The sequence below is a fragment of the Rudaea sp. genome (genome assembly GCF_036383415.1).
Taxonomy (GTDB): Bacteria; Pseudomonadota; Gammaproteobacteria; order Xanthomonadales; family Rhodanobacteraceae; genus Rudaea.
Genome location: NZ_DASVOK010000442.1, coordinates 1 through 1,525, shown reverse-complemented (window position 1 = coordinate 1,525; position 1,525 = coordinate 1). Strand labels below are relative to the sequence as shown.

The 1,525-nt window shown below is 66.8% G+C and carries 2 protein-coding genes; both read right to left on the bottom strand.

From position 1 onward, the window contains the following. Nucleotides 1–1,182: PDZ domain-containing protein (locus VF497_RS16005; protein ID WP_330890542.1), on the bottom strand; the 1,182-nt coding region annotated here is incomplete at its 3' end. Between the two features lie 9 nt (nucleotides 1,183–1,191). Continuing rightward, on the bottom strand, nucleotides 1,192–1,525 hold a 334-nt coding region (locus VF497_RS16000), incomplete at its 5' end, for a hypothetical protein (protein WP_330890540.1).

Here is a 1,525-nt window from a genome sequence, read left to right as displayed (position 1 = left end):
CAGCGGAGCGAGCGGCTTCGATGGCGGCGCTGGCGGGGCGGGTGGCGCAGGCGGTGCGGGGACGAACAGACTCTTGAACTCCGGCGCCTTCATGCTCAGCGTCTGTGTCTTGTGCGCGCGCAGCACCTCCACCTTCACCTCGCGGCCCGTCTCGCCTTCGCGCAGCAGGCGCATCGCATCCTCGGGGCGCTCGATCTTCTTGCCGTCGATCGCGAGCAGCACATCGCCCGACTTGAGCGTCTTCGCCGTTTCCGCATCGGCAGACAGAACGAGCGCGCCATGGTCCGCGCCGAAATAGCTGCCGAGATCGGGATTGAGGCTGGCGAGATTGAGGCCCCACCATGGCGTCGAATAGTAAATTCGGTTCGCCGAGGCCTGATGGCGTGCCTGCGCGGCGATCTCGCGCGCTTGTGCGGCGACCTCCCGGCCCTGTTCCGCGGCAAGTCGGCTCTGTTCTGCGGCCAGCTTCGTTGCTTCGCGCACCTGCTCGCGGATCTGATCGGCCTGCTCCTTGCTCATCTGTGCGTCCTGCGCGGCCTGTTCGGCGTCGGCGCGGACCCGTTCGATATCGGCGCCGTCGAACGAGAATGCGAAGTTGAACGGCTCGCGGCGTTCGGCCTTGATCTTGACGTCCACGTTTTTGTTGTCGCGTTGAAGCGAGAGCGTCACTTCCTGGCCGGGTTTGAGATTGCGCAGCTTCTCGTTGAGGATCTTCGGTGACCCGTCGCTGGACTCGCCGAGGTTCTCGCCGCGGACCTTGACGATCACATCACCGTTCTTGATCCCGGCTTTGTCGGCCGGGCCGCCCGGCGTCACCGCGTCGACGCGCGCGCCGCGCTCGTTCTTCGACAGCACCACGCCGATCATGCCGCGATCCCGATCGCCGATGTACTGGTAGGCATAGTTGCGCGGGCCGAGGTCGCCAAGCTGCGCCGACATCTCGGCCATCTTCTTCGACAAGTCGCGCATCTGTTCGCGCATGCGGTCGAGTTCGCGGCGGGCCTGCTCGGCGTCGAGCTTAGCGGCGGCTTTCACGTCGACGCCGACATCAACCTTGGCGTTGGCCGGATTGCCGGTCGGGGCGGCGCTGCTCGTCGGTGGCGGGTCGGCGGCGCGAGCCGCGCCTGTGCCGAATGCGACGGCGGCAGCGATCAGAGGGAAGGCGTACAAAAAGTGTTTCATGGGCGTTCTCTAATTTCTCCAAACGGCGGGAGCTGCATCCATTCGGTTTGCGGAGGTGTCGTTGACGGCGATGCCGTTGCGCAGGCTCAGCGCGTTCGCGCTGTAGCGCAGCGTCGACAGGTCTTCGAGCAGGGCGACGCGGCGGCGCCAGAGTGGCAGCGCTGCGTTCGCATCGGCCGGGTCGGCTGCGCCGAGTTGCACGTCGACAAGGCCGATCATGTCTTCGATCTCCGCGCTGGCGGCGAGGTCCTGCGTCGATTGCGGCGCGGACGCGGCGCCGGTATCGCGCAGCCAGCGCTCGAGCGAACGCGAGCGCGACTGCAACGCGGCGAGGTCTGCGGTG